The following is a 26,660-nucleotide window of genomic DNA, read 5'->3' on the forward strand; positions in this document are numbered from 1 at the left end:
GATTTATCAAACTGCCAGACGCTTACGGCCTTTGGCACGACGACGCGAAAGGACTGCGCGGCCGTTCTTGGTGGCCATGCGTGCACGGAAACCGTGGGTGCGGGCGCGCTTGATAGTGCTGGGTTGGAAAGTACGTTTCATGGCGTGTTACCTGGGTCGTCCACTACGGGCCGGAATGGCCCCCGTTTTAAGAGACCGGGGATTCTAGAGAAAGCAGGCCCGCAGGTCAATTTCCAACCAGCTTTTCTTCATATACGCCTTTTATAGACATTCTCCTGTCGGGTAGCCGTTTCGATACACCCGGCCTCCTGTCAGTTATAGAAATAAAAAGAAGAGAGTATTTAAAGCTTCTTTATAAAGCTTATAACTCTTAGGCAGCCATTTTCTGTGGATAACATCCTGAAGTCCTTTAAAATCAAAATGTACAGCGTTTCAAAAGGTTGTCCAGAAGCCGTGCCTTGCCTGTGCCGCGCTGTCGGAAAAGCTGTGCATGGAATGCCGTTTTATCCACAGCCGAGTTATGCACAGAGTTCACGCCCGAGTTATGCAATGGGCTGAAGAGTGGTTATCCACAGATCTCAGGATTTGACCGCTTGTCGCGTGAGCACATCATAAATCGTTGATTTATAGCTATCTGTGAGCAACCTACATGTGGATAAGTCCTCTGCGGATCGTTACAATAGCGGCTGTTTTTGCCTCACCGGCTTTCAACTCAGGGGATATCCGTGTCAGTGGAACTTTGGCAGCAGTGCGTGGAGCTTTTGCGCGATGAGCTGCCTGCCCAGCAATTCAACACTTGGATCCGTCCGCTACAGGTCGAAGCCGAAGGCGACGAGTTGCGCGTGTATGCACCCAATCGTTTTGTTCTCGACTGGGTCAACGAAAAATACCTTGGCCGTTTGCTTGAGCTTCTGGGCGAGCATGGCCAGGGCATGGCCCCTGCTCTTTCCTTATTAATAGGAAGCAAGCGCAGCTCTGCACCACGTGCCGCCCCCAACGCGCCACTGGCAGCTGCAGCGTCCCAGGCGTTGTCTGCCAATTCGGTCAGCAGCGTTTCTGCTCCTGCTCCAGCGATATCTGCAGCGCCACCCGCTACGGTTGCCGTGTCTGCACCGGTTCAGAACGTTGCAGCACATGACGAGCCTTCACGTGACAGCTTCGACCCGATGGCCGGTGCCAGCTCTCAGCAGGCCCCCGCGCGTGCGGAGCAACGTACCGTACAGGTCGAAGGCGCGCTCAAGCACACCAGTTACCTGAACCGCACGTTCACGTTCGAGAACTTTGTCGAGGGTAAATCCAACCAGCTGGCACGTGCTGCCGCCTGGCAAGTCGCCGACAACCCCAAGCATGGCTACAACCCGCTGTTTCTTTACGGCGGCGTAGGTCTTGGTAAAACGCACTTGATGCATGCTGTGGGTAACCATCTGCTCAAGAAGAATCCGAACGCAAAGGTTGTCTATCTGCATTCGGAGCGTTTCGTCGCAGACATGGTCAAGGCCTTGCAGCTCAACGCAATTAATGAGTTCAAGCGCTTCTACCGTTCAGTCGACGCTTTGTTGATCGATGACATCCAGTTTTTTGCTCGCAAGGAACGTTCACAGGAAGAGTTTTTCCACACGTTCAATGCGCTTCTGGAAGGTGGCCAGCAGGTCATTCTGACCAGCGATCGATATCCGAAGGAAATCGAAGGCCTGGAGGAACGACTCAAATCGCGTTTCGGCTGGGGGCTGACAGTGGCTGTCGAGCCACCCGAGCTGGAAACCCGCGTAGCGATCCTCATGAAGAAAGCGGATCAGGCCAAGGTCGATCTGCCTCATGATGCGGCTTTTTTCATTGCCCAGCGAATTCGCTCCAACGTGCGTGAGCTGGAGGGTGCGCTCAAGCGCGTCATCGCTCACTCGCACTTCATGGGCCGCGACATCACCATCGAGCTTATTCGCGAATCGCTGAAAGACCTGCTCGCGTTGCAGGACAAGTTGGTCAGTGTGGATAACATTCAGCGCACCGTCGCCGAGTATTACAAGATCAAGATCTCCGATCTGTTGTCCAAGCGTCGTTCCCGTTCTGTTGCCCGACCGCGTCAGGTGGCCATGGCACTTTCCAAGGAACTCACCAACCACAGTCTCCCGGAAATTGGAGACGTGTTCGGTGGCCGGGACCATACGACAGTCTTGCACGCCTGCAGAAAGATCAACGAGCTCAAGGAATCCGATGCGGATATCCGCGAGGACTACAAGAACCTGCTGCGCACTCTGACTACGTGATAACGCCAGTGCAGCTTATTAAGGCAAGGGACTAGACCATGCATTTCACTATTCAACGCGAAGCCCTGTTGAAACCCCTGCAATTGGTCGCCGGCGTGGTAGAACGCCGCCAGACCTTGCCGGTTCTGTCCAATGTGCTTCTGGTCGTGGAGGGTCAGCAGCTTTCGCTGACCGGTACTGATCTTGAAGTCGAACTGGTTGGCCGCGTTCAGTTGGAAGAGCCTGCCGAACCCGGAGAAATCACGGTTCCCGCGCGTAAGCTCATGGATATTTGCAAGAGCCTGTCCAATGACGCGCTGATCGATATAAAACTCGATGACTCGAAACTGATCGTCAAGGCAGGTCGTAGCCGTTTTACTCTGTCGACATTGCCAGCCAATGACTTCCCTACGGTTGAAGAAGGTCCAGGTTCGCTGACGTTCAATCTGGTACAGAGCAAACTGCGCCGTCTGATCGAGCGCACCAGCTTTGCCATGGCTCAGCAGGACGTTCGCTACTACCTTAACGGCATGCTGCTGGAAGTGAGTGCCGGTATCCTGCGTGCGGTCGCCACTGATGGTCACCGTCTGGCGATGTGCTCGATGTCTGCCGATATCGAACACGCTGATCGCCATCAGGTGATCGTTCCGCGCAAAGGTATTCTCGAAATGGCGCGTCTGCTGACCGAGCAAGACGGTACGGTCAGCATCGTTCTGGGTCAGCATCATATCCGTGCTACTACCGGCGAATTCACCTTCACCTCAAAACTGGTCGATGGCAAATTCCCGGACTATGAACGCGTTCTGCCTAAAGGCGGTGACAAGCTGGTGCTGGGCGATCGCCAAGCATTGCGCGAGGCATTCAGTCGTACCGCGATTCTGTCCAACGAGAAGTACCGTGGCATCCGTCTGCAGTTGGCCAATGGTCAGTTGAAAATTCAGGCCAACAACCCCGAGCAGGAAGAAGCAGAAGAGGAAATCAGCGTTGAGTACAACGGTGATTCTCTGGAGATTGGTTTCAACGTGAGCTATCTGCTCGACGTACTGGGCGTCATGACGACCGAGCAGGTTCGCCTGATCCTGTCCGATTCCAATAGCAGCGCCCTGGTGCAAGAGTCGGATAACGACGATTCCGCCTACGTTGTCATGCCGATGCGTCTGTAATTCAATGTCCAGCGCAATCTAGATGTCTCTTAGTCGCGTCTCGGTCACCGGGGTGCGCAATCTGCACCCGGTGACCCTCTCCCCCTCCCCGCGTATCAATATTCTCTACGGCGCAAACGGCAGTGGCAAAACCAGTGTTCTGGAGGCCATTCATCTACTGGGGATCGCTCGTTCCTTTCGCAGCAGTCGCCTGCTTCCCGTTATCCAGTATGAGCAGCCATCCTGCACTGTCTTCGGGCAGGTCGATCTTGCGCAGGGTGGCCATAGCAATCTCGGCGTTTCGCGCGACCGCCAAGGTGAGTTTCAGATTCGTATCGATGGGCAGAATGCGCGAAGCGCTGCCCAGCTGGCAGAGATTTTGCCGCTGCAGCTCATCAACCCTGACAGCTTCAGGTTGCTTGAAGGCGCGCCGAAGATACGCAGGCAGTTTCTGGATTGGGGAGTGTTCCACGTGGAACCTCGGTTTATGACCACTTGGCAGCGCCTGCAGAAGGCCCTCAAGCAGCGAAACTCGTGGCTTCGGCATGGTACACTTGACGCCGCTTCACAGGCGGCATGGGACCGTGAGTTGTGCTCGGCGAGTGAAGAGATCGATGAGTTTCGTCGCGCCTACATCAAGGCATTGAAGCCAGTCTTCGAACAGACTTTGAGCGAACTTGTCGAGCTCGAAGGTTTGACCCTGAGCTACTACCGAGGCTGGGACAAGGAAAAAGAGCTGAGTACAGTGCTCTCCTCCTCCCTGCATCGTGATCAGCAGATGGGACACACCCAGGCCGGACCACAAAGAGCTGACCTGCGCCTTAGATTAGGCGCTCATAATGCGGCAGATATATTGTCCCGCGGTCAGCAAAAGCTGGTGGTCTGCGCACTGCGTATTGCTCAGGGACACCTGGTCAGTCAGGTCCGTCGCGGCCAGTGTATTTACCTGGTGGATGATTTGCCCTCCGAACTGGATGACAACCATCGACGCGCACTTTGCCGCTTGCTGGAAGAATTACGCTGCCAGGTGTTTATCACCTGTGTAGATCAAGAATTTTTGAGGGAAGGCTGGCAGACGGAAACGCCAGTCGCTTTGTTCCACGTGGAACAAGGCCGTATCACCCAGACCCACGACCATCGGGAGTGATTGCATGAGCGAAAACCAAACGTACGACTCGTCCAGCATCAAGGTGCTGAAAGGACTCGATGCCGTACGCAAGCGTCCCGGAATGTACATCGGTGATACAGACGATGGCAGCGGTCTGCACCACATGGTGTTCGAGGTGGTTGATAACTCGATCGACGAAGCATTGGCAGGCCACTGCGACGACATCAGCATCATCATCCATCCAGACGAATCTATTACCGTGCGCGACAATGGCCGCGGCATTCCGGTAGACGTGCATAAAGAAGAAGGCGTATCGGCAGCCGAGGTCATCATGACCGTGCTTCACGCTGGCGGTAAGTTCGATGACAACTCCTACAAAGTATCCGGCGGTTTGCATGGTGTAGGTGTCTCTGTTGTTAACGCCCTTTCAGAAATTCTGTTGCTGACGGTTCGTCGCAGCGGCAAGATCTGGGAGCAGACTTATGTGCACGGTGTTCCACAGGAACCGATGAAAATCGTCGGTGAAAGTGACACCACGGGTACCCAGATCCACTTCAAGCCTTCCGCTGAAACCTTCAAGAATATCCACTTCAGCTGGGACATCCTGGCCAAGCGGATTCGTGAGCTGTCCTTCCTGAACTCCGGTGTCGGCATCGTCCTCAAGGACGAACGTAGCGGTAAGGAAGAGCTATTCAAATATGAAGGCGGTCTGCGCGCATTCGTTGAATACCTGAACACCAACAAAACGCCGGTCAATCAGGTGTTCCACTTCAATATTCAGCGTGACGACGGTATTGGTGTCGAGATTGCGCTGCAGTGGAACGACAGCTTCAACGAGAACCTGCTGTGCTTCACCAACAACATTCCGCAGCGTGATGGAGGCACTCACCTGGTGGGTTTCCGCTCTGCGTTGACGCGTAACCTGAACAACTACATCGAGCAGGAAGGTCTGGCTAAGAAGCACAAGGTCGCGACCACCGGTGACGATGCGCGTGAAGGCCTGACTGCGATCATTTCGGTCAAGGTGCCTGATCCGAAGTTCAGCTCGCAGACCAAGGACAAGCTGGTTTCGTCCGAAGTCAAAACAGCGGTGGAACAGGAGATGGGCAAGTACTTCTCCGACTTCCTCCTGGAAAATCCGAACGAAGCCAAAGCTGTCGTCGGCAAGATGATCGACGCAGCCCGTGCCCGTGAAGCTGCACGCAAGGCTCGTGAAATGACTCGCCGTAAGGGCGCTCTTGATATCGCTGGTTTGCCAGGCAAATTGGCTGATTGCCAGGAGAAAGACCCTGCCCTCTCCGAACTGTACCTGGTGGAAGGGGACTCTGCTGGCGGATCAGCCAAGCAGGGGCGTAACCGTAGAACCCAGGCCATCCTGCCTCTAAAGGGCAAGATCCTGAACGTTGAAAAAGCGCGATTCGACAAGATGATCTCTTCTCAGGAAGTGGGCACCTTGATCACTGCGCTGGGCTGTGGCATCGGCCGCGAAGAGTACAACATCGACAAGTTGCGCTATCACAACATCATCATCATGACCGATGCTGACGTTGACGGTTCACACATCCGCACCCTGCTGCTGACCTTCTTCTTCCGCCAGTTGCCTGAGCTGATAGAGCGTGGCTATATCTACATCGCTCAGCCACCGTTGTACAAGGTCAAGAAAGGCAAGCAAGAGCAGTACATCAAGGACGACGAGGCCATGGAAGAATACATGACCCAATCGGCCCTTGAAGACGCCAGCCTGCACCTCAGCGAATCGGCGCCGGGCATTTCCGGTACTGCACTGGAAAAACTGGTCAACGACTTCCGCATGGTCATGAAGACGCTCAAGCGTCTGTCGCGTCTGTACCCACAGGAACTGACCGAGCACTTCGTCTACTTGCCGCCGATCACGCTGGAGCAGCTTTCCGACCATGAGGGCATGCAAGCCTGGTTGGCACTGTTCGATGCGCGTTTGCGCACCGGTGAGAAGTCGGGTCTGGTGTACAAGGCCAGCCTGCGTGAAGACCGTGAGCGTAACGTCTGGCTGCCAGAGGTCGAACTGATCTCTCATGGCCTGTCGAACTATGTGACCTTCAACCGCGACTTCTTCGGCAGCAACGACTACAAGACCGTTACCGCTCTGGGCGCGCAGATCAGCACGCTTCTGGAAGACGGTGCCTACGTACAACGTGGCGAGCGAAAAAAGCCCGTCACCGAGTTCAAGGAAGCCCTTGCCTGGTTGATGGCCGAAAGCACCAAGCGCCACACCATCCAGCGCTACAAGGGTCTTGGTGAGATGAACCCGGATCAGCTGTGGGAAACCACAATGGACCCGAGCGTGCGTCGCATGCTGAAAGTCACCATCGAAGACGCCATCGGCGCTGACCAGATCTTCAACACCCTCATGGGTGATGCGGTCGAGCCACGTCGTGACTTCATCGAGAGCAATGCGCTGGCAGTGTCCAACCTAGACTTCTGATGAGCACATGAAAACACCAACCCCGGCGAAAGCCGGGGTTTTTGTTTGTGCTTTAAAACAGCTTTGCCAGGCGCAGGTTCAAGCGTAACTTTTCCTTGAAGCCCTCTTCCACTTCCAGATCCCTGCCGAGCACTGCCTGTACCTGAATCGACGGCGCAAGCATGTGGGTGGCACTCAAGCGTATGTACGTCGTGCTCATTTGATCGTTTTGATTGAGCCCCGCTACGCGGTTTTCTCCGCCATCGATGTGGCCGCCACCTACAGCAAAATGGGTTTTCGGCGAAAGGTTGTAGCGCAGATAGGCCTGATATTCGTAGCGAGCTTTTTGCTTGAGCGTACTGCTGGCGGTGCCGTAATCATCGTTATGACTGAACCATGAGACATCTGCGGCGGTGTCCACTGCCCAGTTGGCATTGAAGTGGTGGATATAAGCCGCTTGTAACAAGAGACGCCAGCGGTTTTCACCGAGGTTGAGTGCGTCGTCATTTTCGTAACTCCCGGTCGGCATATACACGTACGGTGCCAAGGAAAAGACATCCTTGTTAGCGGTGTCCAGGGTCCACTTTACAGGTGCGCCAATAATCAGGTCTCCGGTGTCGGTGGTCTGGCCGAGCGAGCTTGCATCACCACCGCCCTTCAGATGCCCGTAGGGCAGAATGAACTGCGGTTCTATCACTGTGTTGTTGCCTGGCGTAAACGAATGGATATAGCGCAACAGGCCGACATCGGTCTTGAGCCTGAAGTCATCCGAGACTTTATGACCTTGGCTGTAGAAGTCCGAGCTTTCAGCATGTTGTGCATATACAAGTAACGCACTCATGCCCACCGGTAGCGGCTCGTAATCACCCGCGGTGATCTCCAGCGCACAGGTGACTGTCGAACAACATAGCCAGGTAGACCCTGCCAGCGCTGAGCGGGCCCTCAAAGGGAGTCGTTGCATGTTCTGTTTCCTCAAGGACAAGTGCGTATCAGCGGCTGAGCAAACCACTACCAGGGTGGCAGTTGAGGTATTCGAAATACTGGGCTTCACTCGGAATGACTGCGATCTCATGGTAGAGGCGCAACTGGACCTGAAAGTTGAGGGTCTGCACGTACTGCATGAAGCCGCCGAAGATCGCCACATGGGTCGGGTGGGTCTTCGCCCAGCGCTCCAGGTTGGCCAGATCATCGAACCAGGCCAGTCCGAAACTCTTTTCCAAAGGCTCGCCGGTCTTGTTGTCCAACGCCTGCATGAAGCGACAGCTCAGGCAGCCAACGGCGGCGCCCTGGTCACGCAGAAACGTCATTCCGGTGTTCAGTACGGGTTGTATATCGTTCACGTACAGGTCGCGTTCCTGCGCGGTGGTACTGCTCCAGTCCTGGCCAGAGCGAATCAGGCACAGGTTGTCGCGACCCAAAAGGCGCACACGACCGGGACGCACAACGTTCGTGGTGAAAGAACGTCTGCTGCCGATCAATGCGTCGGTCTGCCCCAGAGGAATGCGGTCGCGGGAACTGCCCCAGTAAGCATGCTCCAGAATCGGCTCACTCATGTGAGTGGCAAGGTGCGTAACGCCTTCGGGCATGTCAGGGGCAGAAAAAAGTGTTTCGAAACGCTCGACGGTTGGACAGACAACCTCTTGAAACCAACCAAGCGGTCCGGTTTCACGAGCCGGGTCTTGCCACCATTGCATGAAACCCGAGCTATTGCGCCACTGATGAAACGTGTCCACGTCGCGCCAATAAGCGATGGCAATGCAGGTATGGAAGCCATCTATATCCACGCAGCGTGCACTGTCCCAATACTGCGGACCTGAACTGGCGGCGAAATAATTGGTTATAGGGGCCAGTTCCGCCAAGCCTGTCAGGTGCACGGCCTGAACGCCGAAGCAGGCCATTACTACCTGCCCTGCCAAGGGATCGAAACGCGCAGACCATGCGGGGAACGGCGGTTGATAGCCCTCGGGCACATTGCTGTTCAGCTCGCGTGGCTTGCGCAGATGCTCAGGAATCGCTGATTGCATGGTCACACCTCCAGCGCTACGGCTGGCTGAAACAGCTCGACAACTTCGCCGCTGACCGGCAAGCCCGGCAGATCCACGACGCAGGGGTTGGCATTGGGGTTGAACATCAGGCGTGTGACGTCGGGACGTGAGTAATGCCCAGCCGGGTCCGCTGCGACCTTGGCAAAGGTCAAGGCGGCAGGATCAAGTGTTGCGTAAAGCAAGCCTTCTTCATGTTCGCCCAGCGAGGCCGCCAGATCGCTTCCGTCCGGGCCAAAGATCCGCGCATGTCCGCCACCGGCCTGCAGCAGGCCAAGCTTGGCGTCATTGTCGCAAAGCATCTCGATCATCTCGGGCGAGACGATTGCACAAGGGGCAATGACGAAGCACTGCCCTTCTGCGGCATAAATCCGTGAAGCGGCGGTGTTGACTTCGGGCCCGAGAGCGCTTGTGGCATTCCGGTAAAGGCTGAAGCTGGGCCAGGCCGCCACGTGAATCTGTTCGTTCTGCGCATACATGGCGTACTTGGAAAGCGGCTGCAGGTGCTCCCAGCAGCATAGGGCACCCAGTACGCCTATGGGGGTTTCAAAGGTACGCAGCGACGCGCCGTCGCCCTCGCCGAACAAGGTACGCTCCACGTGAGTTGCCTTGAGCTTACGGCGCACCCCAACGGTCTCTCCCTGGTCATTAATGATCCACTGACCGATGTACAGTGACGCCCTGCTGCGCTCGCTGTAACCCAGCACTACATAGATACCGTACTGGCGAGCCGCGTCGCTGATACGCCGGGCCTGAGCGCTGTCCAGGACCAGAGACTGCTGGTGGTAGCGATGTACCAACGGCATGTTCCAGACGGGTGCATCGAGCCACAAAAACCACGGATAGCCTGGAATCCACGTTTCCGGGAAGGCGATCAGACCGGCTCCAGCCGCCGCTGCCTGCTCGATCAGCATTATTGTCTTGTCTACCGTAGCGTCCAGATCGAGAAACACGGGCGCAGCCTGTACACAGGCAACTTTCAGTGGCGCTTTCATCGTCATAACCTTTAATGGTGGTTGGCTGAACACAGGCTATTGGCTTTATTGGCGATCGGATTAGGACGAAAAGGAACGGCTTTTTGACTGGTCGCGATGGACCCGCAGGAGTGGTTTCAGACTTGCATGAAGATCGGCTCGAAGCATTCAAAGTGCAGGTTGAACGCGATGAGCATCTATTTCGATACCCACAGTATTGCCCCACGGGAGCGCGCAGATTTCTGGCAAGAAGTGGTGTGCAATACGTTCGTCCCGCTGGACTGCGCGTTCTCGGATCGGCAGAGCTTTCATGGGCGCTTGCGCTCGCATAGCGTGGCAACGCTGGCCTTGGTGGACGTACAGTCCTGTGAGCAAACGGTTGTTCGAGATGCCACAAGGATCGCGCGCAGTGACGATGAGTTCGTGTTGGTGAGTCTGGCGCTCGAGGGGCAAGCTCAGGTATCTCAGGAGGGGCGCGACGCCGTATTGAAGGTCGGTGATTTTGCTATTTACGACACTCGTCGCCCCTATCGGCTGCACTTCGACAGTGCATTCAGGCAGACCGTAGTGCAAATTCCGCGTAACAGCCTGCAACAGCGCTTGTGCAATCTGGAATATCTGACCGCGTTATCAATGTCTCGTGACAACCCGCTCAACGGCCTGGTCTTCGACTTTTTTACTGGTCTGGCTGCTCTGGAAAATCGAGTCGACGCAACGCAGCAAATGCGGATTACAGAGCAAGGTCTGGATCTGTTAGCCATGGCGTTGTCCGAGCGTGTCAAAGGGCAGATACAGGGTTCGAGGCGCAGTGGTTTACTGCTGCGCATCAAGGACCACATTCAGGCCAATCTTTCAGATACAGCCCTCTCTCTGGATAGCGTCAGCGCTCGATTCGGGGTGAGTACGCGCTACATCAGCAGTCTTTTTCAGGATGAAGAGACTTCGTTTGGCCGGTATCTGCTGGCATCCAGGCTTCAGCGTTGCGCCACTGACCTGCGCGAACCGTTGCTCGTCAACCGGCAAATCGGCGAGATCGCCTGGCGTTGGGGGTTCAGTGATGTGGCGCATTTCAGCAGGGTATTCCGCCAGCAGTACGGCATGCCTGCTCGAGCCTATCGGGCTGTCGTTTCGCCAATCCATCAAGCATAAAAAAACCGACCTATGCAGGTCGGTTTCAACTACATCACTAAAACTTATGCACGTTTTTCAGTTTTTTATAGCCTGAAAAAATATGTATATAAATTAGAGGGTTAATCTGATTTTTTGACTGCTTTCAGAAAAACCGTACACAGGTTATCCACAAAATCACGCCGGTACTTTCTCGGGGTTTACTGCGGGTGCAACAGGCGAGCCCATCGCTCGCTGCGCGTCTTCATTCCAGGCTTGAACGCGGTCATTCAGCGCGGCAATGGCACGCGGACCTGTGCCCTCTGCATACATCGGTTCGCCTATTACCACCTGGATAGTGCCGGGCTTCTTTGCCCAGCCATCTCGAGGCCAGTATTTGCCAGCGTTATGTGCGATGGGCAGAACCGGTAGATCGGCGTTTACCGCCAAGGCAGTGCCGCCACGAGAGAATTTACCGACCTGGCCGTAAGGCACGCGCGTGCCCTCCGGGAATATCAGCACCCAGACTCCATCCTTGAGCAGCTCGTCGCCCTTCTTGGCAATTTCCCTGAGCGCGGCTTTCGGGTTATCGCGGTCAATGGCGATCGGACGCAGCATTGCCATCGCCCAACCAAAGAACGGCACGTAGAGCAACTCACGCTTGAGAACCTGGCTCATGGGCTCGAAATACGCCGATAGAAAGAAGGTCTCCCAGGTGCTCTGGTGGTTGGAGATGATCACGCAGGGTGTTTTCGGTACGTTTTCTGCGCCCTTCACTTCAACGTGAATGTTCAGGAACACTTTGGTCAGCCAGATGGCGCAGCGACACCAGTAGACGTTGATGAAGCGATAGCGGGCTTTGAACGGCAGGAAAGGTGCAATGAAAAAGCTCAATGTGCACCACAGCAACGAGCTGGTGCCCAGCAACAGGTAAAAGAAGAAGGTCCTGATTGCCTGCATGATCGACATAGTTACGTTTACCGTACGGGCAGGTGCCCGCTCCTTGAGCGTCCTGAACCTGACGAGCTACCTGTTCAGTGAAGCGCTGTTGTGGATAAGTTCTGCGGCAACCGCCGCCAGATCGTCAAAAATCAACGTGCCTGCCGGCACTCCGCCGTCCATCGTTTTACGGCCTTTGCCGGTCATCACCAGTACAGGCTGAGAATCGACGGCCACTGCGGCCTGCAGGTCACCTTTACTGTCGCCCACGAACCAGAGACCTTTGGGGTCTGCTGCGTAATGACGGGCGATGGCCTGCAGCATCCCGGGTCTGGGCTTGCGGCAGTGGCAGTCATCGTCTGGCCCATGCGGGCAATAGACGATCAAACCGACCTCGCCACCCTGCTCCGCCACCAGCTTGCGCAAGCGCGCATGCATGGCGTCCAGAGTGGCCAGATCATAATAACCTCGGGCAATGCCCGACTGGTTGGTGGCGACAGCCACCGTCCAGCCGGCCTTGCTCAGATCTGCGATAGCCTCGATCGAACCGGGAATGGGCACCCATTCATCCACCGACTTTATGTAAGCGTCGGAGTCATGATTGATCACTCCGTCCCGATCAAGTATCAGCAGTTTCACCCTCGACTCCCCTGTCAGCCCAGCAGCGAGATATCGGCAACGCCGAGGAACAGGCCGCGTAGTCGCGACAGCAAGGCATAGCGGTTAGCGCGCACATTGGCGTCTTCCGCGTTGACCATGACTGCTTCGAAGAACGCATCGACCGGTTCACGCAGCATCGCCAGACGCGCCAGCGATTCGCTGTACTGACGCTCGGCAGCCATTGGCTGGATGGCATGGTCGGCCTGCTGAATGGCCGAGTACAGGGAGAACTCGTTGGCGTTGTCGAAGTACTTGGGCTCGACAGTCTGGGCGATACTGCCCTCGGCCTTGCTCAACAGGTTCGATACGCGCTTGTTCACCGCAGCCAGTGCGGCAGCTTGCGGCAGTTTGCGGAAGGCCTGGACTGCCTGAACACGCTGATCGAAATCCAGCGCCGAGGCAGGTTGCAGGGCACGTACCGAGAGGTACACCGCTACATCGACGCCTTCGTCTTCATAACGCGCACGCAGGCGGTCGAAGATGAAGTCGAGTACCTGCTCGGCCAGACCGGCGGGTTTGATCTTCGCGCCGAACTGCGTAACGGCGAATTTCACCGTCTCGACCAGATTCAGATCCAGCTTCTTCTCGATCAGGATACGCAGGATGCCCAGCGCAGCACGACGCAGTGCATAGGGGTCTTTGCTGCCGGTGGGCAGCATGCCGATACCGAAGATGCCGACCAGCGTATCAAGCTTATCGGCAATGGCCACGGCAGCGCCGGTCAGTGTTGTCGGCAGCTCGGCACCCGCACCTCTTGGCATGTACTGCTCGTTGAGCGCCAGCGCGACATCTTCAGGCTCGCCGTCGGCCTTGGCATAGTAGTAACCGGCAATGCCCTGCATTTCCGGGAACTCGCCGACCATCTCGCTGGACAGGTCGCACTTGGACAGCAAGCCGGCGCGCGCCGCGCGCTGGGCATCGCCGCCAATGCGCGGAGCGATGTAGGCGGCAAGTTTCGACACGCGCTCGGCCTTGTCGAACACGCTACCCAACTGAGCCTGGAACACGACGTTCTTCAAACGGTCGTTGAAGGTTTCCAGTTTCTGTTTCTTGTCCTGCTTGAAGAAAAATTCGGCGTCGGTCAGGCGAGGACGAACCACTTTCTCGTTACCGGCAATGATTTGCGCCGGGTCCTTGCTCTCGATGTTGGCCACGGTAATGAAACGCGGCAGCAACTTGCCTTCGGCATCCAGCAGGCAGAAATACTTCTGGTTGTCCTGCATGGTAGTGATCAGTGCTTCCTGAGGTACTTCCAGAAAGCGCTCCTCAAAAGAGCACACCAGCGGAACCGGCCACTCGACCAGGCAGGACACCTCATCCAGCAAGGCCGGCGGCACGATGGCGGTGCCTTCCTGTTGGGTGGCCAGCTCGTCGACGCGTTTGCTGATGATCTGGCGACGCTCATTGAAATCGGCCAGTACATAAGCCGCGCGCAGATCGCTGAGGTAGCCGGCGGGTGAAGTAATACGCACGTCTTCCGGGTGATGGAAGCGATGACCGCGAGAATGACGACCCGCGCTCTGAGCGAGAATCGTGCAGTCGACCACCTGATCACCGAACAGCATCACCAGCCATTGGGTCGGCCGCACGAATTCTTCCTTGCGGGCACCCCAGCGCATGCGCTTGGCAATTGGCAGGTCGTTCAGCGAGTCCTCGACGATGGTCGGCAACAGGGACGTGGTCGGCTTGCCGAGAATGGTCTGGCTGTAGCGCAGTTTCGGGCCGCTCTGATCGATTTCGCTCAGGTCGACACCGCACTTCTTGGCAAAGCCCAAGGCTGCCTGGGTCGGATTGCCATCGGCGTCGAATGCCGCCTGACGGGGCGGGCCGTCCAGATTGACGCTGCGATCCGGCTGTTGCGTAGCCAGTGCGGTGATCAACACTGCCAGACGACGTGGCGCGGCGTAGACCTGTTTGGCGCTGTAGGTCAGACCTGCGCCCGACAGGCCTTTTTCAATACCGGCGAGGAAAGCGTCTGCCAGAAAACCGAGGGTCTTGGGTGGCAGTTCTTCGGTGCCCAGCTCGACCAGAAAATCTTGAGCACTCATTGCGCTGCCTCCAGCTTGGCCAACACTTCATCGCGTAGATCGGGCGGTGCCATCGGGAAGCCGAGACGAGCCCGTGCCTGCAGGTAAGCCTGAGCCACCGAGCGGGCCAGCGTGCGCACGCGCAGGATATATTGCTGACGCGCGGTCACGGAAATGGCGCGACGGGCGTCCAGCAGGTTGAACGTGTGCGAGGCCTTGAGGACCATTTCATAGCCCGGCAACGGCAGCTCCAGCTCGATCAGACGCGCAGCTTCGCTTTCATAGAAATCGAACAGTTCGAACAGTTTGTCGACGTTGGCGTGTTCGAAGTTGTAGGTCGATTGCTCCACCTCGTTCTGGTGGAACACATCGCCGTAAGTCACTTTGCCGAACGGGCCGTCAGCCCAGACCAGATCGTAGACCGAGTCCACGCCCTGCTGGTACATCGCCAGACGCTCGAGACCGTAAGTGATTTCTCCGGTAACCGGATAGCACTCCAGACCGCCGACTTGCTGGAAGTAGGTGAACTGCGAGACTTCCATACCGTTGAGCCAGATCTCCCAGCCCAGACCCCAGGCACCCAGCGTCGGCGATTCCCAGTTGTCTTCGACGAAGCGCACGTCATGCACCAGCGGATCGAGACCGATGTGCTTGAGCGAGCCCAGGTACAGTTCCTGGAAGTTATCCGGGTTCGGTTTGAGAATTACCTGAAACTGATAGTAATGCTGCAGGCGGTTCGGGTTTTCGCCGTAACGGCCGTCAGTCGGGCGACGGCTTGGCTGTACGTAAGCGGCGTTCCAGGTTTCCGGGCCTACGGCGCGCAGAAACGTGGCAGTGTGGAACGTGCCGGCGCCTACTTCCATATCGTAGGGCTGAAGTACCACGCAACCTTGTTCCGCCCAGTATTGCTGGAGGGCGAGGATCAAGTCTTGGAAGGTACGCACGGCTGGCGTAGGCTGGCTCACAAATTTCACCTGTGCTGGGCTGCGATTCAAAGAGCGGGAGTATACCCGATTCGGCCGCACGTCCACTCCTTGGGAGCCCTATGACACGCTGCTTTTGGTGCAACGAAGACCCCCTGTACATCGCTTATCACGATCAGGAGTGGGGAGTGCCGCTGCGCGATGCGCAGAAGCTCTTCGAGTTGCTTTTGCTCGAAGGGTTCCAGGCCGGGCTGTCGTGGATAACGATTCTCAAGCGCCGGGCGCGTTACCGCGAGGTGCTGTTCGGCTTCGATGTCGAGCGCCTGGCGCAATTGAGCGACGCCGAGATAGACGCGCTGATGCTTGATCCGACCATTATCCGCAACCGTCTCAAGCTCAAGGCTGTGCGCACCAATGCACGGGCCTGGCTGGCGCTGGAAGATCCGGTCGGATTGCTCTGGTCGTTTGTGGGCGATATACCGAAGATCAATCATTTCAAGGACCGCAGCGAAGTCCCGGCGATTACCGCCGAGGCCGAAGCGATGAGCAAGGCTCTGAAAAAGGCCGGATTTACCTTTGTCGGCCCGACCATCTGTTACGCCTATATGCAGGCCAGTGGCATGGTCATGGACCACACCGTCGATTGCGATCGGTATGCGATCCTGAGCCGCTGACGGTTACACTACCCGCCTCGAGAATCTGGGAGTCATCTGTGGATAAGTTCAAAGGCGCCGTAATGGTCGGGGCATTGCGATTGTTTGCACTGTTGCCGTGGCGCGCCGTGCAGTGGGTGGGTACCGCCATTGGCTGGCTGATGTGGAAGCTGCCCAACCGCTCGCGCGAAGTGGCGCGGATCAACCTGTCCAAGTGTTTCCCCGAGCTGAGCGAGCCCGAGCTGGAAAAGCTCGTTGGCCGCAGCCTCATGGACATCGGCAAGACATTGACCGAAAGCGCCTGTGCGTGGATCTGGCCGGCACAGAAATCGATCAACCTGGTGCGCGAAGTCGAAGGGCTCGACGTGCTCAAGGACGCGCTGGCGTCGGGCAAGGGCGTGGTCGGCATCACCAGTCACCTGGGCAACTGGGAAGTGCTCAATCACTTCTATTGCAGCCAGTGCAAGCCGATCATCTTCTACCGTCCGCCCAAATTGAAGGCCGTGGATGACCTGTTGCGCAAACAACGTGTGCAGTTGGGCAACCGGGTTGCGGCATCGACCAAGGAAGGCATTCTCAGTGTCATCAAGGAGGTCCGCAAAGGCGGGTCGGTAGGCATTCCGGCCGATCCGGAGCCGGCTGAATCAGCGGGCATCTTCGTACCTTTCTGCGGCACTCAGGCGTTGACCAGCAAGTTTGTTCCGAACATGCTGGCCGGAGGCAAGGCCATAGGTGTCTTCCTGCACGCCATGCGCCTGCCGGATGGTTCGGGCTACAAAGTGGTACTGGAAGCCGCCCCCGAAGCCATGTACAGCACCGACACTGAAACCTCGGCAGCGGCGATGAGCAAAGTGGTCGAAAAGTATGTGCGGGCCTACCCGAGCCAGTACATGTGGACCATGAAACGCTTCAAGAAACGCCCGCCAGGCGAAGCGCGCTGGTACTAGGAAAGAGCAGACGCGGAGCACTCAGCGTTATCTGCAAGTCCGCTTTTGATTCTGGCCAAAAGCCGTGGGAGCGGACTTGTCCACGAACTGCGCAAGTCCGCTTTCGATTCTGGCCGAAGGCCGTGGGAGCAGACTTATCCACGAACTGCGCAAGTCAGCTTTTGATTCTGGCCGAAGGCCGTGGGAGCAGACTTATCCACGAACTGCGCAAGTCCGCTTTCGATTCTGGCCGAAAGCCGTGGGAGCGGACCTATCCGCGAACTGCGCAAGTCCGCTTTTGATTGTGGCCGAAGGCCGTGGGAGCGGCAGTTGGCGGACACGCGAATGATGATGAGCGCTAACTCGCCGCCGCTATCAACCCGCGCCGCTCCAATGCTACTTGAGCCCCCTCCGGGGTCATCCGCACCAGGTTCACTGGAATGGACTTGGCTGCCGGGGTATTGCCGTGTTTATCCCGGTTGGCCAGTGGCAGCAGGCCGTTGGTTTCCGGGTAATACGCTGCGCAGCATCCTTGTGGCACGTCATACGGTACGACCTTGAAACCCGCTGCACGCCGCGCCGTAGTCGGGTCGAGCGCGGTCTGAAACTCGATGTAGTCTCCGGCCTTCAGCCCTAGGCGTTCGATGTCCTGCGGGTTGAGCATCACCACCATGCGGTCACCATAGATGTCTCGATAACGGTCGTCGTTGGAATACACCGTGGTGTTGAACTGGTCATGACTGCGGATCGTCATCAACTGCAGGTGTTCGGCACCCGGCGGCGTGTCGTCCTCGTCGTAGATGCCCTCAGGAAAGAGAAAGTTGGCCTTGCCGGACTCGGTATCCCATTTACGCTCACTGGCGGCATTGGGCAGGCGGAAACCGCCCGGCTCCAGGATGCGCTGGTTGAAGTCGTAAAACTGCTCGGGCAGCACTTCCTCGATCTTGTCGCGAATTCTGGCGTAATCGCCCACATAGCCGTCCCAGTTCACCTTGGGATTGGGCTCAAGCGCCGCTTTGGCCATACCGGCGATGATGGCAATTTCGGAAATAAGATGATTCGACGCAGGTTCCAGCATGCCGGTCGAGCCATGCACCATCGACATCGAGTCCTCGACCGTAATGGTTTGCGCCACGCCGTTCTGCATGTCCAGTTCCGAACGCGCCACGCACGGCAGAAGAAAGGCTTTCTGCCCGTGTACGGTCGCGCTACGGTTGAGCTTGGTGTTGACCAGCACCGTCATTTTCAGACGGCTGACGGTGGGGCAAATCACATCGGTATCCGGAATGGCGCGGAAAAAATTGCCACCCATCGAAATGAGCGCTTCCACCTCGCCGCGCAACAGTGCCTCGCACGTATCGGCCACGGCATGCCCTTTTTTTCTGGACGCCTCGAAGCCGAATACCTTGCTCATACTGGCGAGAAACGGTTCTCCGGCTTTTTCATAGATGCCCATCGTTCTGTCGCCTTGTACATTGGAATGCCCGCGTACCGGGCAGGCACCGGCCCCGGGTTTGCCGATGTTGCCGCGTAGCAGCAGCAGATTAATGATCTGCTGCACGGCATCGCCGCCCCGCTTGTGCTGAGTGACGCCCATGCCCCAGCAGCAGATGACTCCCTCCGAGCGCATATAGACTGCCGCCACATCCTCGATGGCTCGACGCGTCAGGCCCGAATGGCGCTCGATGATGTCCCAGGACAACTGTCGGCAGTAAGCAGCGTATTGCTCAAAGCCATGGGTGTGTTCGTCAATGAAGGCCACATCAAGAATGCGCGGCAGGTTTGCATGTTGGGCCACGTCATCGGCTTCGATCACCGCCTTGCAAATGCCCTGCAGAGCGATAAGGTCACCGCCGATCCGGACCTGATGGTACTGAGAACTGATCTTCACCCCATGCAGGCTGAGCATGTCACGCGGGTCTTGCGGTGCCGCAAAACGTACCAGCGCCCTTTCCCGCAACGGATTGAACGAGATGATGCTGGCACCTCGCCGTGCGGCGGCGTGCAGCTCGGACATCATGCGCGGGCTATTGCTGCCGGGGTTCTGGCCGATGATGAAAATCGCGTCGGCCTTCTCGAAATCTTCCAGCGTCGTAGTGCCCTTGCCTACCCCGATCGACTCGGGCAGCGCCACAGTGGTGGTCTCATGGCACATGTTCGAACAGTCAGGGAAATTGGTCATGCCGTACAGGCGGCCAAACAGTTGATACAGAAAGGCCGCTTCGTTCGACGTACGTCCTGACGTGTACAGCTCCAGTTTCGACGGATCGCTCAAGTGGCGCAGCTCTTCACCAATCTCGGCGAACGCCTGATCCCAGGTGACGGGCAGGTATTTGTCACTGGCGGCGTCATATCGCATTGGCTGAGTGATGCGGCCTTGCTCTTCAAGGTCGTGATCGCTCCAGGTGGCCAGCTCGCTGACCGTATGGCGGGCGAAGAACTCAGGCGTTACGCGTTTTTTGGTCGACTCCCAGGCCAGTGCCTTGGCACCGTTCTCGCAGTATTCGAACGCGTGCGGTTTCTTCGGGTCCGGCCAGGAGCAACTGGGGCAATCAAAGCCGCCCGGTTTGTTCATTGACAGCAGTGTGCGATTGCCCTCGATCAGTACGTGCTGGCGCAACAGGTGTTTGTTGACTGCGCCGAGTGCGGGCCAACCACCCGCAGGTGAGCCGTCGGTCTGTGATCCTTGCAGCGGGGCCCGGGAATTTTCCGATTCAGCCATTGGGTGCGTTCTCTCTCACAAAGCCTTGGAGGCATGATGCCTGTGTGTGTGTGAGATACACAGGCTCGGAGAGAATTCGGCCGGGTCGACGAGCGTCGTCGACAGGGCGGCCCGGCAAGAGGTTCAGTCAGGGTGGTGCCTTGTTCAGGACCTGTTCAGAAAAAGCTCAGGCCTACCTGAAACAGTCGCTCCACGTCGCGGATGCACTTTTTATCCACAAGAAACATGATCACATGGTCACCGGATTCGATCACCGTGACGTCGTGGGCGATAAGCACCTGTTCGTCGCGGATGACTGCACCGATGGCCGTACCGGTCGGCAGGTTGATGTCCCTGATGGCACGGCCGACGACCTTGCTGGATTTAGAGTCGCCGTGAGCAACGATTTCGATGGCCTCGGCTGCACCGCGCCGTAACGAGTGCACGCTGACAATGTCGCCCCGGCGCACGTGAGCCAGCAGCGTGCCGATGGTAGCCAACTGCGGGCTGACCGCAACGTCAATCTCCCCGCCTTGCACCAGATCGACGTAGGCAGGGTTGTTGATGAGCGTCATCACCTTGCGTGCGCCCAGCCGTTTGGCCAGCAGCGACGACATGATGTTGGCTTCATCGTCATTGGTCAGCGCCAGGAACAGGTCGGTGTTGCCGATGTTTTCTTCCAGCAGCAAATCGCGGTCCGATGAGCTGCCCTGAAGCACTACCGTGCTGTCCAGATGCTCGGACAGATAGCGGCAGCGTGCGGGGCTCACTTCGATGATCTTCACCTGATAGCGGCTTTCGATGGCTTCTGCCAGACGCTCGCCGATATTGCCGCCGCCTGCAATGACAATGCGCTTGTAGTTCTCGTCCAGACGCCTCAGCTCACCCATTACGGCGCGAATATCAGCCTTGGCGGCGATGAAGAACACCTCGTCATCGGCTTCGATGACCGTATCGCCATGGGGCAGTATCGCCCGGTCACGCCGATAGATCGCTGCGATACGGGTGTCGACATTCGGCATGTGCGCTCGCAACTGGCGCAACTGCTGGCCCACCAATGCGCCGCCGTAATAGGCTTTGAGCGCCACCAGTTGCGCTTTGCCTTCAGCGAAGTCGATGACCTGCAGCGCGCCGGGGTACTCGATCAGGCGCTTGATGTAATGGGTGACCACCTGCTCCGGGCTGATCAGTACGTCGACCGGGATTGCGTTTTTCTCGAACAGGCCTGCGCGCGTCAGGTACGCCGCCTCGCGGATGCGCGCAATCTTGGTTGGCGTGTGAAACAGCGTATGCGCTACCTGGCAGGCAATCATGTTGGCTTCGTCGCTGCTGGTCACTGCGACCAGCATGTCGGCGTCGTCTGCGCCGGCCTGGCGCAGTACGGCCGGGTAGGAACCCTTGCCCTGCACGGTACGGATGTCCAGGCGGTCGCCCAGGTCGCGCAACCGGTCGCCGTCGGTGTCGACCACCGTAATGTCGTTGGCTTCGCCTGCCAGGTGCTCGGCCAGCGTCCCGCCCACCTGTCCTGCACCCAGAATGATGATTTTCAACCGTTTACTCCCGAGCCGCCGCGATCTTGATCAGTTTGGCGTAGTAGAAACCATCGTGGCCGCCTTGCTGGGCCAGCAGCTGGCGACCGTGGGGCTGCTTGATACCCGCCGGTGATTGTCCGGCCTGCCCGGCGATATCCAGCTCTCTGGCACCCGAGGTGCGCGCCAGAAACGCCTCGATGACCTCGGTGTTTTCAGTCGGCAGTGTCGAACAGGTCGCGTACACCAGCATGCCGCCTACCTGCAGAGTAGGCCACAATGCGTCGAGCAGTTCGCCTTGCAGGGTCGCGAGCGCGGTGATGTCGTCCGGTTGACGGGTCAGCTTGATGTCCGGGTGGCGACGGATAACGCCGGTCGCCGAGCAGGGAGCGTCGAGCAGGATGCGCTGGAACGGCTGGCCGTCCCACCACTGCGCTGTTGCGCGGGCGTCGGCAGCGATCAGCTCGGCGTCCAGCCCCAGGCGATCGAGGTTTTCGCGCACGCGCACCAGACGCTTGGCTTCCAGATCAACTGCCACCACGCCGCTCAAGTGCGGCTGTACTTCCAGCAAATGGCAGGTCTTGCCGCCTGGCGCGCAGCAGGCGTCCAGTATGCGTTGGCCGGGGGCCAGCTCCAGCAGGTCGGCGGCCAGTTGCGCGGCTTCGTCCTGCACGCTGATCCAGCCTTCGGCAAAGCCTGGCAGCGAGCGTACGTCGCAGGGCTCGGCCAGCACGATACCGTCCTGGCTGAACGTGCATGCGCTCGCTTCCAGCCCCGCAGCGTTCAGCCGCTCAAGGTATTGATCGCGACGGTTATGGCGACGGTTGACCCGCAAAATCATCGGCGGGTGTGCGTTGTTGGCCGCGCAGATCGCTTCCCACTGCTCCGGCCATGCCGCTTTCAGGGCTTTCTGCAGCCAGCGCGGGTGGGCCGTACGTACCACCGGGTCGTGTTCCAGCTCGATCAACAGCGCCTCGCCGTCACGTTGCGCATTGCGCAGCACGGCGTTGAGCAAGCCTTTGGCCCACGGCTTTTTCAATTTGTCGGCGCAGCCCACGGTTTCGCCGATGGCCGCATGGGCCGGAATGCGGCTGTAGAACAGTTGGTAAAGGCCGACCAGCAACAAGGCTTCGACGTCGGCGTCAGCAGCCTTGAAAGGCTTTTGCAGCAGTCTGGCTGCCAGTGCCGACAGGCGTGGCTGCCAGCGCGCAGTGCCGAACGCGAGGTCCTGAGTCAGTCCGCGATCACGTACTTCGACCTTGTCCAGTTGAGTCGGCAGCGAGCTGTTCAGCGATGCTTTGCCGCTGAGCACGGCAGCCAGTGCCTTGGCGGCGGCCAGACGCGGGTTCATTGACCCAGCACCGTGCCGAGGGCGAATTTCTCGCGGCGGCTGTTGAACAGATCAGCAAAATTCAGCGGCTTGCCGCCCGGCAGTTGCAGTCGGGTCAGGCGCAGGGCGTTGTGACCGCAAGCGACGATCAGACCGTCCTTGCTGGCACCCAGGACAGTTCCTGGCGCGCCCTGCCCCTCGGCCAGATCGGCAGCCAGCACCTTCAGGGTTTCTTCGTTCAGCGTGCTGTGGCAGATCGGCCATGGATTGAAGGCGCGGACCAGGCGTTCCAGCTCGTCGGCCGGACGTGTCCAGTCGAGACGCGCCTCATCCTTGTTCAATTTGTGAGCATAGTTGGCCAGGCTGTCGTCCTGAGCCTCGCCGACCAGCGACCCGTCCGCCAGACCGGCAATGGCCTGCAATACCGCAGGCGGGCCCAGTTCGGCGAGCCGATCGTGCAGCGTGCCGCCGGTATCCTGCGCGGTGATCGCGGTGACCGCCTTGAGCAGCATCGGCCCGGTGTCCAGGCCCGCTTCCATTTGCATCACGGTCACGCCGCTTTCGGCATCGCCCGCCTGCACCGCACGCTGAATCGGTGCCGCACCGCGCCAGCGTGGCAGCAGCGAGGCATGGCTGTTGATGCAGCCCAGGCGCGGGATATCCAGCACCACCTGCGGCAGGATCAGGCCGTAGGCGACTACCACCATCAAATCCGGTTGCAGCGCTGCCAGTTCAGCCTGCGCGGCAGGGTCGCGCAGTGTGGGCGGCTGCATGACCGGTATGTCATGTTGCAGCGCCAGTTGCTTGACCGGGCTGGGCATCAGCTTTTGTCCACGACCCGCCGGACGATCAGGCTGGGTGTACACGGCGACGATCTGATAAGGGCTGTCGAGCAGGGCCTTGAGGTGTTCGGCGGCAAATTCCGGAGTGCCGGCGAAGACGATGCGCAGTGGCTCAGTCATGGAGTTCTCATTATAAAAAAAGGCCTGTTCAGGCCTTTTGGGGTCACAACGGATCAGGCGTTGAGCTTGTGCTGTTTTTCGAGCTTCTTCTTGATCCGGTCGCGCTTGAGGTTGGAGAGATAGTCGACGAACAGCTTGCCGTTCAGGTGATCGCACTCATGCTGGATGCAAATGGCGAGCAGACCTTCGGCAACCAGTTCGTAAGGCTTGCCGTCACGGTCCAGCGCCTTGACGCGGACCTTTTGCGGACGGTCGACGTTTTCGTAGAAACCGGGAACCGACAGGCAGCCTTCCTGATACTGATCCATTTCATCGGTCAGTTTTTCGATCTCAGGGTTGATGAAGACCATCGGTTCGCTGCGGTCTTCGCTCAGGTCCATGACGACCACGCGCTTGTGGACGTTGACCTGAGTCGCGGCCAGCCCGATGCCTGGCGCTTCGTACATGGTTTCAAACATGTCGTCGACCAACTGGCGAATGCCTTCGTCTACTATCGTCACAGGTTTGGCGATGGTGCGCAGGCGCGAATCGGGAAATTCGAGGATGTTTAGAATGGCCATATACGTAAGAGCTGCACTGTTAAGGTAAAGTCAATGTCGGGTGCCAGGCTCGGGAGTTCAAGGCAGGCAGCCCAGGACAGGACTCTAGGGTTCGCGTGAGGCAACATGATAAAGGGATTCACTGCATGAGGAAATCACTACTCGCCCTGCTGCTATTGACCGCCAGCGGTCTTGCTCAGGCGCAAGTGCAACTCAGGGAAGGCTATCCGCAGAGCTACACCGTTGTCGCCGGGGACACACTCTGGGACATTTCCGGCAAGTTTTTGCGTGAACCGTGGAAATGGCGCGAGATATGGCGGGCCAATCCGCAGGTCCACGATCCCGACCTGATCTACCCCGGTGACACCCTCGCGCTGACCTGGGTCGATGGTCAACCGCGTGTGACGCTCAATCGCGGCGAGTCGCGCGGCACCATCAAATTGTCACCGCGTGTGCGCAGTACGCCGGTTGTGCAGGCCATACCGAGCATTCCGCTGGGTGCGATAAACGCATTCCTGATCAGCAATCGCATCATCGACACTGCCGAGCAGTTCGAGAAGGCACCATATATCGTCGCGGGCAATGCCGAGCGGGTGCTCAGCGGCAGCGGTGATCGTGTCTATGCACGGGGCGCGCTGGACCCGGCGCACACCGTCTATGGGATCTTCCGTCAGGGCAAGACCTACAGCGACCCGCAGACCAAGGAAGTGCTGGGGATCAACGCTGATGATGTCGGCAGCGCCGAGGTGGTTGCCACCGAAGGTGACGTCTCGACCATGATGCTGCAGCGCTCCACACAGGAAGTGCGTCTGGGTGATCGCCTGTTCAGCAGTGAAGAGCGAGCGATCAACTCGACGTTCCTGCCCAGCGCTCCCCAGGGTCCGATAGAAGGTTTGATTCTGGATGTGCCACGCGGCGTCACTCAGGTCAGCGTGCTGGATGTGGTCACGCTCGACAAGGGCAAACGCGACGGCCTGACCGAGGGTAACGTGCTGGCGATCTACAAGACCAGCGAAACGGTGCGTGACCGAATCACTGGCGAACAGGTAAAAATCCCCGACGAACGGGCCGGCCTGCTGATGGTGTTCCGTACTTACGACAAGCTTAGTTACGCCTTGGTCCTGCAAGCCAGCCGATCTTTGTCCATCATGGACAAGGTTCGAAATCCCTGACGGCCTGTTTCGGTTCTGATACGGATTTGTGCGACGAACCAGACACTTATCAAATTGTTGTCAACAGAGTTATCCACAGGTTTGTGCATCGTCTGAGGTGCACAATGGATCAGGGACGATCTCATGCCGTTGTTCGAAAATGCTCTCTCTTCGCCAGCAGAGCTGGAAGCCCGTTTGCGTGTGCATCGCTTGCCCGAAATAGGACCAAAACGCTTTTCCAGGCTGATCGAAGCCTTCGGTTGCGCGTCATCGGCGCTGAGCGCACCGGCCAGCGCATGGCGTGCACTGGGCATTCCCGCTGCCTGTGCGGAGGCGCGTCGTGACCCTTCGGTACGTGATGGCGCCAGCGCGGCATTGGCCTGGCTGGAGTGTCCGGCCCAACGTTTGCTGATGTGGGACGACCCTTGCTACCCCGCGTTGCTAGCTCAGATTGCCGATCCGCCGCCGCTGATCTTCATTGCTGGCGACCCTTCGATCCTTGAGCGCCCGCAGTTGGGAATGGTCGGTAGCCGTCGCGCCTCCCGACCGGGGCTGGACACCGCCAGAGCTTTTGCACGCAGCCTCGCAGGTGCCGGTTTTGTGATCACCAGCGGTCTGGCACGGGGCATCGACGGTGCGGCGCATCAGGGCGCATTGGATGTCGGTGGACTTACAATCGGCGTACTGGGCACCGGCCTTGAAAAACTTTATCCACAGCAGCACCAGGCACTCGCTGCGCAGATGGCGGCGCAGGGTGGCGCGGTGATTTCCGAGTTCCCGCTGGACGCCGGGCCGCAGGCCAGCAACTTCCCGCGGCGCAACCGAATCATCAGCGGCCTGTCACTTGGCGTGCTGGTGGTCGAGGCCAGTGTCGCCAGCGGCTCATTGATCACCGCGCGGCTGGCCGCCGAGCATGGACGAGAGGTGTATGCGATACCGGGCTCGATTCATCATCCAGGTGCCAAGGGTTGCCACCAGTTGATACGCGACGGCGCAACGCTGGTCGAGACCGTCGATCACATTCTTGAAGGCTTGCAGCACTGGAAACGTGTTGCGCCCGGCACTGAACCCGATATGCCCGCAAAGCCGGAGCCTTGCGACCATCCACTGTTGGCGCTGCTGCACGCTGCACCGCATACCAGCGAAGGGCTCTCGGTTTCCAGTGGCTGGCCACTACCCAAGGTATTGGCGGGCCTGACCGAACTTGAACTGGAAGGACACGTAAGCTGTGAAGCGGGACGGTGGTTCGCCAGAGCGCCCTGAG

The 26,660-nt window shown here is 58.2% G+C and carries 22 protein-coding genes; 9 read left to right on the top strand and 13 right to left on the bottom strand.

Features of this window, described 5'->3' with window-relative positions; translation table 11 throughout:
* Positions 1-6: 6 nt before the first annotated feature.
* Positions 7-141 (bottom strand): 50S ribosomal protein L34, encoded by a 135-nt coding sequence (gene rpmH, locus MME58_RS26405; RefSeq protein ID WP_002551315.1) that lies wholly within the window; start codon positions 139-141, stop codon positions 7-9.
* 584 nt (positions 142-725) lie between these two features.
* Between rpmH and dnaA the strand changes: the two genes are divergently transcribed.
* From dnaA to gyrB, 4 genes are read left to right on the top strand one after another with little or no spacing between them, the layout of a single operon-like run.
* Entirely contained in the window at positions 726-2,264 is a 1,539-nt protein-coding gene (gene dnaA, locus MME58_RS26410) for a chromosomal replication initiator protein DnaA (protein ID WP_054985592.1), read from the top strand.
* A 38-nt stretch (positions 2,265-2,302) separates the two neighbouring features.
* Positions 2,303-3,406 carry a DNA polymerase III subunit beta gene (gene dnaN, locus MME58_RS26415; RefSeq protein WP_054985591.1) on the top strand — a complete coding sequence of 368 codons (1,104 nt, stop codon included), beginning with the start codon at positions 2,303-2,305 and terminating at the stop codon, positions 3,404-3,406.
* Between the two features lie 22 nt (positions 3,407-3,428).
* Positions 3,429-4,532 carry a DNA replication/repair protein RecF gene (gene recF / locus MME58_RS26420; protein WP_054985590.1) on the top strand — a complete coding sequence of 368 codons (1,104 nt, stop codon included), beginning with the start codon at positions 3,429-3,431 and terminating at the stop codon, positions 4,530-4,532.
* Between the two features lie 4 nt (positions 4,533-4,536).
* Positions 4,537-6,954, top strand: a complete 2,418-nt coding sequence (gene gyrB, locus MME58_RS26425; protein WP_054985589.1) for a DNA topoisomerase (ATP-hydrolyzing) subunit B — start codon at positions 4,537-4,539, stop codon at positions 6,952-6,954.
* A 52-nt stretch (positions 6,955-7,006) separates the two neighbouring features.
* Here gyrB and MME58_RS26430 read toward each other — a convergent pair whose 3' ends face one another.
* The 3 genes from MME58_RS26430 to MME58_RS26440 are packed head-to-tail and all read right to left on the bottom strand — an operon-like array spanning position 7,007 to position 9,970.
* Positions 7,007-7,894, bottom strand: a complete 888-nt coding sequence (locus MME58_RS26430; RefSeq protein ID WP_055006595.1) for a transporter — start codon at positions 7,892-7,894, stop codon at positions 7,007-7,009.
* Positions 7,895-7,922: 28 nt separating this feature from the next.
* Positions 7,923-8,957, bottom strand: coding sequence for a phenylacetaldoxime dehydratase family protein (locus tag MME58_RS26435; protein WP_055006596.1), 1,035 nt, complete (start codon positions 8,955-8,957; stop codon positions 7,923-7,925).
* A gap of 2 nt (positions 8,958-8,959) precedes the next feature.
* Positions 8,960-9,970 (bottom strand): nitrilase, encoded by a 1,011-nt coding sequence (locus tag MME58_RS26440; protein WP_055006597.1) that lies wholly within the window; start codon positions 9,968-9,970, stop codon positions 8,960-8,962.
* 168 nt (positions 9,971-10,138) lie between these two features.
* Here MME58_RS26440 and MME58_RS26445 point away from each other — a divergent pair, with 168 nt between their 5' ends.
* Entirely contained in the window at positions 10,139-11,098 is a 960-nt protein-coding gene (locus MME58_RS26445; protein WP_055006607.1) for an AraC-like ligand-binding domain-containing protein, read from the top strand.
* Positions 11,099-11,254: 156 nt separating this feature from the next.
* Here MME58_RS26445 and MME58_RS26450 read toward each other — a convergent pair whose 3' ends face one another.
* The 4 genes from MME58_RS26450 to glyQ are packed head-to-tail and all read right to left on the bottom strand — an operon-like array spanning position 11,255 to position 15,647.
* The gene (locus MME58_RS26450) at positions 11,255-12,025 is read right to left on the bottom strand and encodes a lysophospholipid acyltransferase family protein (RefSeq protein WP_054985585.1); all 771 of its coding nucleotides are present in this window, start codon (positions 12,023-12,025) and stop codon (positions 11,255-11,257) included.
* A 57-nt stretch (positions 12,026-12,082) separates the two neighbouring features.
* Positions 12,083-12,634, bottom strand: a complete 552-nt coding sequence (gene gmhB / locus MME58_RS26455; RefSeq protein WP_054985584.1) for a D-glycero-beta-D-manno-heptose 1,7-bisphosphate 7-phosphatase — start codon at positions 12,632-12,634, stop codon at positions 12,083-12,085.
* A 14-nt stretch (positions 12,635-12,648) separates the two neighbouring features.
* Positions 12,649-14,703 (bottom strand): glycine--tRNA ligase subunit beta, encoded by a 2,055-nt coding sequence (glyS, locus tag MME58_RS26460; RefSeq protein ID WP_055006598.1) that lies wholly within the window; start codon positions 14,701-14,703, stop codon positions 12,649-12,651.
* Positions 14,700-15,647: a glycine--tRNA ligase subunit alpha gene (glyQ, locus tag MME58_RS26465; protein ID WP_002551326.1), complete on the bottom strand. Its 948-nt coding sequence runs from the start codon at positions 15,645-15,647 to the stop codon at positions 14,700-14,702. The genes glyS and glyQ overlap by 4 nt, the downstream gene beginning before the upstream one ends.
* 80 nt (positions 15,648-15,727) lie before the next feature.
* Between glyQ and MME58_RS26470 the strand changes: the two genes are divergently transcribed.
* Together MME58_RS26470 and MME58_RS26475 are read left to right on the top strand one after the other, a co-directional pair.
* A complete protein-coding gene (locus MME58_RS26470; RefSeq protein WP_055006599.1) occupies positions 15,728-16,279 on the top strand; it encodes a DNA-3-methyladenine glycosylase I in 552 nt (183 codons plus the stop codon).
* 38 nt (positions 16,280-16,317) lie between these two features.
* Positions 16,318-17,205 (top strand): lysophospholipid acyltransferase, encoded by an 888-nt coding sequence (locus MME58_RS26475; RefSeq protein WP_054985581.1) that lies wholly within the window; start codon positions 16,318-16,320, stop codon positions 17,203-17,205.
* A gap of 337 nt (positions 17,206-17,542) precedes the next feature.
* Here MME58_RS26475 and MME58_RS26480 read toward each other — a convergent pair whose 3' ends face one another.
* The 5 genes from MME58_RS26480 to def form a co-directional block, all read right to left on the bottom strand.
* Positions 17,543-19,906: an FdhF/YdeP family oxidoreductase gene (locus MME58_RS26480; protein ID WP_055006600.1), complete on the bottom strand. Its 2,364-nt coding sequence runs from the start codon at positions 19,904-19,906 to the stop codon at positions 17,543-17,545.
* Positions 19,907-20,061: 155 nt separating this feature from the next.
* Complete coding sequence (gene trkA / locus MME58_RS26485; protein ID WP_054985579.1) at positions 20,062-21,435, bottom strand: Trk system potassium transporter TrkA; 1,374 nt, start codon at positions 21,433-21,435, stop codon at positions 20,062-20,064.
* 4 nt (positions 21,436-21,439) lie between these two features.
* On the bottom strand, positions 21,440-22,765 hold the full coding sequence (gene rsmB / locus MME58_RS26490) for a 16S rRNA (cytosine(967)-C(5))-methyltransferase RsmB (protein ID WP_054985578.1): 1,326 nt from the start codon (positions 22,763-22,765) through the stop codon (positions 21,440-21,442).
* Positions 22,762-23,706: a methionyl-tRNA formyltransferase gene (gene fmt / locus MME58_RS26495; RefSeq protein WP_054985577.1), complete on the bottom strand. Its 945-nt coding sequence runs from the start codon at positions 23,704-23,706 to the stop codon at positions 22,762-22,764. Before fmt ends, rsmB begins: the two co-directional genes overlap by 4 nt.
* Positions 23,707-23,759: 53 nt before the next feature.
* Complete coding sequence (gene def, locus MME58_RS26500; RefSeq protein WP_054985576.1) at positions 23,760-24,266, bottom strand: peptide deformylase; 507 nt, start codon at positions 24,264-24,266, stop codon at positions 23,760-23,762.
* Positions 24,267-24,391: 125 nt separating this feature from the next.
* Between def and MME58_RS26505 the strand changes: the two genes are divergently transcribed.
* Both MME58_RS26505 and dprA read left to right on the top strand, forming a co-directional pair.
* Entirely contained in the window at positions 24,392-25,417 is a 1,026-nt protein-coding gene (locus tag MME58_RS26505; RefSeq protein WP_055006601.1) for a LysM peptidoglycan-binding domain-containing protein, read from the top strand.
* A gap of 123 nt (positions 25,418-25,540) precedes the next feature.
* Positions 25,541-26,659: a DNA-processing protein DprA gene (gene dprA, locus MME58_RS26510; protein WP_054985574.1), complete on the top strand. Its 1,119-nt coding sequence runs from the start codon at positions 25,541-25,543 to the stop codon at positions 26,657-26,659.
* Position 26,660 lies beyond the last annotated feature (1 nt).

Origin of the sequence: Pseudomonas syringae pv. tagetis (genome assembly GCF_022557255.1) — a bacterium.
Classification (GTDB): domain Bacteria; phylum Pseudomonadota; class Gammaproteobacteria; order Pseudomonadales; family Pseudomonadaceae; genus Aquipseudomonas; species Aquipseudomonas caricapapayae.

Bases quoted from the DNA above. Each gene is read 5' to 3' on its own strand.
- rpmH (WP_002551315.1), bottom strand. From the start codon at position 141: ATGAAACGTACTTTCCAACCCAGCACTATCAAGCGCGCCCGCACCCAC.
- dnaN (WP_054985591.1), top strand. From the start codon at position 2,303: ATGCATTTCACTATTCAACGCGAAGCCCTGTTGAAACCCCTGCAATTG.
- recF (WP_054985590.1), top strand. From the start codon at position 3,429: ATGTCTCTTAGTCGCGTCTCGGTCACCGGGGTGCGCAATCTGCACCCG.
- gyrB (WP_054985589.1), top strand. From the start codon at position 4,537: ATGAGCGAAAACCAAACGTACGACTCGTCCAGCATCAAGGTGCTGAAA.
- MME58_RS26430 (WP_055006595.1), bottom strand. From the start codon at position 7,894: ATGCAACGACTCCCTTTGAGGGCCCGCTCAGCGCTGGCAGGGTCTACC.
- MME58_RS26435 (WP_055006596.1), bottom strand. From the start codon at position 8,957: ATGCAATCAGCGATTCCTGAGCATCTGCGCAAGCCACGCGAGCTGAAC.
- MME58_RS26440 (WP_055006597.1), bottom strand. From the start codon at position 9,970: ATGAAAGCGCCACTGAAAGTTGCCTGTGTACAGGCTGCGCCCGTGTTT.
- MME58_RS26445 (WP_055006607.1), top strand. From the start codon at position 10,139: ATGAGCATCTATTTCGATACCCACAGTATTGCCCCACGGGAGCGCGCA.
- MME58_RS26450 (WP_054985585.1), bottom strand. From the start codon at position 12,025: ATGTCGATCATGCAGGCAATCAGGACCTTCTTCTTTTACCTGTTGCTG.
- glyS (WP_055006598.1), bottom strand. From the start codon at position 14,703: ATGAGTGCTCAAGATTTTCTGGTCGAGCTGGGCACCGAAGAACTGCCA.
- MME58_RS26470 (WP_055006599.1), top strand. From the start codon at position 15,728: ATGACACGCTGCTTTTGGTGCAACGAAGACCCCCTGTACATCGCTTAT.
- MME58_RS26480 (WP_055006600.1), bottom strand. From the start codon at position 19,906: ATGGCTGAATCGGAAAATTCCCGGGCCCCGCTGCAAGGATCACAGACC.
- rsmB (WP_054985578.1), bottom strand. From the start codon at position 22,765: ATGAACCCGCGTCTGGCCGCCGCCAAGGCACTGGCTGCCGTGCTCAGC.
- fmt (WP_054985577.1), bottom strand. From the start codon at position 23,706: ATGACTGAGCCACTGCGCATCGTCTTCGCCGGCACTCCGGAATTTGCC.
- def (WP_054985576.1), bottom strand. From the start codon at position 24,266: ATGGCCATTCTAAACATCCTCGAATTTCCCGATTCGCGCCTGCGCACC.
- MME58_RS26505 (WP_055006601.1), top strand. From the start codon at position 24,392: ATGAGGAAATCACTACTCGCCCTGCTGCTATTGACCGCCAGCGGTCTT.
- dprA (WP_054985574.1), top strand. From the start codon at position 25,541: ATGCCGTTGTTCGAAAATGCTCTCTCTTCGCCAGCAGAGCTGGAAGCC.